This window comes from Streptomyces sp. NPDC006643 (genome assembly GCF_042870175.1).
Taxonomy (GTDB): Bacteria; Actinomycetota; Actinomycetes; order Streptomycetales; family Streptomycetaceae; genus Streptomyces.
The window spans coordinates 1-5116 of record NZ_JBIAHA010000051.1; the positions used below are offsets into that span (position 1 = coordinate 1).

1 protein-coding gene and 1 pseudogene are annotated in these 5116 nt (G+C 67.5%); both read left to right on the forward strand.

From position 1 onward, the window contains the following. A pseudogene (locus ACFYNU_RS38205) lies at positions 1 to 336 on the forward strand (beta-ketoacyl synthase); the annotation flags it as partial. A 71-nt stretch (positions 337 to 407) separates the two neighbouring features. Then, on the forward strand, positions 408 to 5116 hold a 4709-nt coding region (locus tag ACFYNU_RS38210), incomplete at its 3' end, for a beta-ketoacyl synthase N-terminal-like domain-containing protein (protein ID WP_356597298.1).

Here is a 5116-nt window from a genome sequence, read left to right on the forward strand (position 1 = left end):
AACGCCGAGTCCGGGCTGCGGCTACCCGCGACGCTGATCTTCGACCACCCCACCCCGACCGCCCTCGCCGACCACATCCACACCCAACTCACACCGCCCGAAAAGGATCCGTCGGAGCAACTGCTGGCGGAACTGGAGCGAGTGGAGTCCGAACTGGCCTCCCTGGCCGGCAGCACCGCTTCGTACGACGCCATCAACGAACGGCTGAACAGAGTGATGAGGAAGTGGAACGGAATCCGCGAGGACAGCGTTTCCGAAGCTTCTTCCGAGAGCTTTGAGGAAGCAAGTGATGACGAACTCTTCGAAGCGCTCGACAGTGAGCTTGGAGCATCCTGATTCACCAAAGTCTTGTTCTGTCCCCCCGTTGACGGCAATGGAACGCCATCCCGGCAAGAGGTGTATGTCAAATGAGTAATGAAGAAAAGCTCCGTGACTATCTCAAGCGGGCCACTTCCGATCTGCGCCAGGCCAATCGGCGCATCCGTGAAGTGGAGGAGAAGAATGGCGAGCCGATAGCCATCGTGGGCATGGCGTGCCGCTTCCCGGGTGATGTGTCGTCGCCGAAGGATCTGTGGCGGCTGGTCGCGGAGGGGACGGACGCCATTTCAGGATTCCCCACCAACCGAGGCTGGGACCTGGAAGGTCTTTACGATCCGGACCCCGAGAACATGGGGACGACCTATTCCCGTCAGGGGGGATTCCTTGACCACGCGGACGAGTTCGACGCCTCGTTCTTCGGGACCCACCCCCGTGAGGCCATGGCGATGGACCCGCAGCAGCGACTGCTACTGGAAACGGCCTGGGAATCGATCGAGCGCGCCGGATTCAACCCCGACTCACTGCGCGGCAGCCAGACCGGCGTGTTCGTCGGTGCGATTGCGCAGGCGTACGGCAAGCCGGCCGGCGAGTCGAGTTCGGAGTACGAGGGCTACATGGGAACCGGTACGACGACGAGCGTCGCGTCGGGTCGTATCTCGTACTCGCTGGGTCTTGAGGGTCCGGCGGTGTCGGTGGATACGGCGTGTTCGTCGTCGTTGGTGGCGTTACACATGGCGGCGCAGTCGTTGCGCCAGGGCGAGAGCACGCTGGCGCTGGCGGGTGGGGTGACGGTCATGTCGTCGCCGGGTCTGTTCGTGGAGTTCAGCCGGCAGCGGGGGCTGGCGGTCGACGGTCGTTGCAAGCCGTTCGCGGATGCGGCGGACGGTACGGGCTTCGCCGAGGGCGTGGGCTTCCTCGTGCTGGAGCGTCTGTCGGAGGCGCAACGCAATGGTCACCGGATTCTGGCCGTGATACGCGGCTCTGCCGTCAACCAGGATGGTGCGAGCAACGGCCTGACCGCGCCGAACGGTCCCTCGCAGGAGCGCGTCATCCGCCAGGCGCTGGCCGGTGCGGGACTGACTCCGGCCGAGGTGGACGCGGTCGAAGCCCATGGCACCGGCACCACCCTCGGCGACCCGATCGAGGCGCAGGCACTGCTCGCCACGTACGGACAGAACCGGCCGGGGGACCGGCCGCTGTATCTCGGATCCATCAAGTCGAACATCGGCCACACCCAGGCCGCCGCAGGCGTCGCCGGTGTCATCAAGATGGTCATGGCCATGCGGGCGGGCGTACTGCCGCAATCGCTGCACGTCGACACGCCATCGACGCACGTCGACTGGACAGCGGGGGCGGTTGAACTGCTCGCGGAGGCACGCCCCTGGCCCGACGTGGAACGCCCGCGCCGCGCCGGCATCTCCTCCTTCGGCATCAGTGGCACGAATGCGCATGTGATTGTGGAGGAGGCGCCGACGACGGTAGTGGATGTGGCGGAGCCGGGGGAGTTGGGGCCGGTGCCGTGGGTGTTGTCGGCGAGGTCGGCAGTGGCGTTGCGGGAACAGGCCGCGCGATTGAAGTCGTTGGCGGGTGCTGATCCGGTGGCGGTGGCACGGGCGTTGGTCACGTCGCGGGCCGGGTTTGATCATCGGGCGGTGCTGCTCGGTGATACGGCGGAGGAACTGCTGGCCGCGGCCGAGGCTCTGGCCTCGGGTGAGCCGTCGCCGTATGTGGTGACGGGCCAGGCCGGGTCGGGTACGGGGCGGACGGTGCTGGTGTTTCCGGGCCAGGGCTCGCAGTGGGCGGGCATGGCGGTCGAACTCGCCGCAGAGCTGCCCGCTTTCCGGGAACGACTCGATGAATGCGCGACAGCGCTCGCGGAGTTCACCGACTGGAACCTGTGGGACGTTCTGAACGAAGCCGAAGGTGCCTCCTCGCTGGACCGGGTCGACGTCGTGCAGCCCGTTCTCTGGGCGGTGATGGTGTCACTCGCCGCCGCGTGGGCCGACCTCGGAGTCGTCCCCGACGCGGTGGTGGGTCACTCCCAAGGTGAGATCGCGGCGGCGACGGTCGCCGGGATCCTGACCCTCCAGGACGGCGCCCGCATCACCGCCCTGCGCTCGAAGGCACTGACCGTACTCGCCGGCACCGGTGGGATGGCCTCCGTCCCCTTGCCGGCAGATGAGGTCCAGGCTCATCTCGACGCCTATGCACAGTCTCTGGCCATCGCCACGGTCAACGGTCCGGCGTCCACAGTCATCGCCGGAGACGTCACCGCGCTGGAGGAAGTACTCGCCCACTACCAGGCCACGGACATACGGGCGCGGCGTATCGATGTGGACTACGCCTCCCACACCCCCCACATCGACCAACTCGCTGACCAGCTAGCCGAACTCCTGGCCCCGGTCACCCCACAAGCCGTCACGGACGTCGCGTTCTACTCCACGGTGACGGGGGAACGCGTCACTGACACCACCATCCTGGATGCCGGGTACTGGTACCAGAATCTGCGCAGGACGGTCCGGTTCGAGTCCACCACCCGCACTCTCCTGGCCGACGGCTACCACCTGTTCATCGAGGCAAGCCCCCACCCCGTCCTCACCATCGGCATCCAGGACACCACCGACACCACCGAGAGCAACCCCGGCGTCACCGTCATCGGCACCCTCCGCCGCCAGCACGGCACCCTCACGCAACTCCTCACATCCGCCGCCCAGGCCCACACCACCGGCACCCCCATCAACTGGACCCGTCTCCTGCCCGAAACATCGCAGACAGTCGACCTCCCCACCTATCCCTTCCAGCGTGAGTCGTACTGGCTGAAGTCCTCCTCCCGTCCGCAGGACGCGACGTCGCTGGGCCAGTCGGGCAGTGAGCACGCCCTGCTCGGAGCACGGATCGACCTCGCCGACACCACCACCCTCTTCACCGGCCGACTCTCCCTCAGTACTCAACCCTGGCTCGCCGACCACGCCGTGGCCGGCACCGTCCTCCTCCCCGGGGCAGCCCTGGTCGACCTCGCCCTCCACGCCGGACTCCACACCAACCACCCCCACCTCGCCGAACTCACCCTCCACGCACCCCTCATCCTCGACGAGGCCACACCCCGCCAACTCCACCTCACCCTCCACCCCGCCCACGACGGCACCCGCACCCTCACCATCCACACCCGCCCCGACAACGACACCGAGTGGGTGCAGCACGCCGACGGCCTCCTCACCCAGCACCAGCCGGTCCCGGCCCAGCCGCCCACCACCTGGCCGCCCCCCGGCGCCGACCCCATCGACGTCACCACTCTCTACGAGGACCTGCACGCCCGCGGCTACCACTACGGCCCCCTCTTCCAAGGCCTCACCACCGCCTGGAAACACGGGGACGATCTCTACGCGGAGATCGCCCTCCCCGAGAACACCGACACCACCGGTCACACCATCCACCCGGCCCTCCTCGACGCAGCCCTCCACACAGCACTCCTCACCACCACCGACACCGACGAACTCCACCTCCCCTTCACGTTCACGAACACCCACCCCCACGCAACCCACGCCACCCACACCCGCGCCCACCTCACCACCCACAACAACACCCACACACTCCACCTCACCACCCCTGACAACCAACCCCTCCTCACCACCACCCTCACCACCCGACCCACCACCCCCCACCAACTCACCACCACCCAAACCAACAACCTCTACACACTCAACTGGACCCCCATCCCACAGACACAGACACAGCCGCAGCCGCAGGCACAAACCTCCTCCACCGGACCGACCTCGTGGGCTGTCCTCGGCCCGCACGACGAGTCGGTGGCCGAGAGCCTCCGCTCTGCTCTCGGTGTCGACGCGCTTCCCGCGTACGAGACACTCGACGCCCTCGCAGCAGCCGACGAGCCCCGGCCGAGCGCCGTGTTCCTGCCCGGAGTACTGGGTCGGCTCCGCACGAGCACCGGCAGTCAGGACGACCCCGTCGGGGCGGTGCGCCAAGCGACCTGGCATCTGGTGCAGGTGCTCCAGCAGTGGCTGGCCGATGAGAAGTGGGCCGACACCAAGCTGCTGGTCGTCACCGACGGGGCCGTGGAGATCCAGCGGGGTGACACGCCGATCGACATCCTCGGCTCGACGGTCTGGGGGTTGGTCCGTACCGCACAGTCGGAGAACCCGGACCGCGTCGTCCTTCTCGACCTGGACAGTCGCGACCTTGACCGTGCCGACGGTATCCGGCCGCTGGTGGAGACCGTGCTGGCCGGTACCGAGACTCAGGTCGCCGTGCGCCGGGGTGCCCTCTATGCCGCGCGGCTGACCCAGGCCGCGCCCGCCGGTCTCGAACTCCCCGGGCCGGTCGAGGCGCCCACTCCCTGGCGGCTCGATGTCACCACGGCCGGAACGCTGGAGAACGTCACCCTCGCCGCCCACCCCGAAGCCGCCGGGCGTTCGCTCGCACCCGGCGAGGTGCGGGTCGCCGTACGCGCCGTCGGGCTGAACTTCCGTGATGTGCTCATCGCCCTCGGTACCTACCCCGGTGCGGCCCAGATGGGCATCGAAGGCGCCGGTGTCGTAGTCGAGTTGGGCTCGGATGTGACTGACCTCGCCGTCGGTGACCGGGTCATGGGCCTGCTCTCGGAAGGCGCCGGATCATCAACAGTGGTCGATCGCCGCCTCGTGACAGACATTCCGTCGGGTTGGTCGTTCGCTGAGGGCGCCTCTTTCCCGGTTGCGTTTTTGACGGCGTTTTATGGGTTGCGGGATTTGGGTGGTGTGTGTGGTGGTGAGTCGGTTCTGGTGCATGCGGCTGCTGGTGG